This is a genomic window from Bacillus sp. SIMBA_031 (assembly GCF_046535225.1).
Lineage (GTDB): Bacteria > Bacillota > Bacilli > Bacillales > Bacillaceae > Bacillus > Bacillus velezensis.
Window position 1 is genome coordinate 1 of record NZ_JAWRXC010000533.1, and the last position, 249, is coordinate 249.

The following is a 249-nucleotide window of genomic DNA, read 5'->3' on the forward strand; positions in this document are numbered from 1 at the left end:
TGGTAACGCTGTCTGCAACTGCAGTGCCCCTGGTTGCCGCTCATGTGCCGCGGGATCATCCTATTGTCACGCGCGACTATTCTTTGTTCACCCTCGCCATCCATGACATGGTCGAGCGCATCGGCATGTGGCTCGACGACCAGATCGACGGAGCGACGATTTTCGGACCATCCCGCTTCGGCAAATCGAGCGCGGTCGATCACTGGCTGCAGCGCCTGCTGTCTGATCGTCACGGCGGTTACGTGCCCC

At 60.6% G+C, this 249-nt stretch carries 1 protein-coding gene; it reads left to right on the forward strand.

Annotation, left to right across the window (positions count from 1 at the left end):
* The coding region (locus SB724_RS21275) for a hypothetical protein (RefSeq protein WP_410572995.1) at positions 1-249 on the forward strand (249 nt) is incomplete at both ends.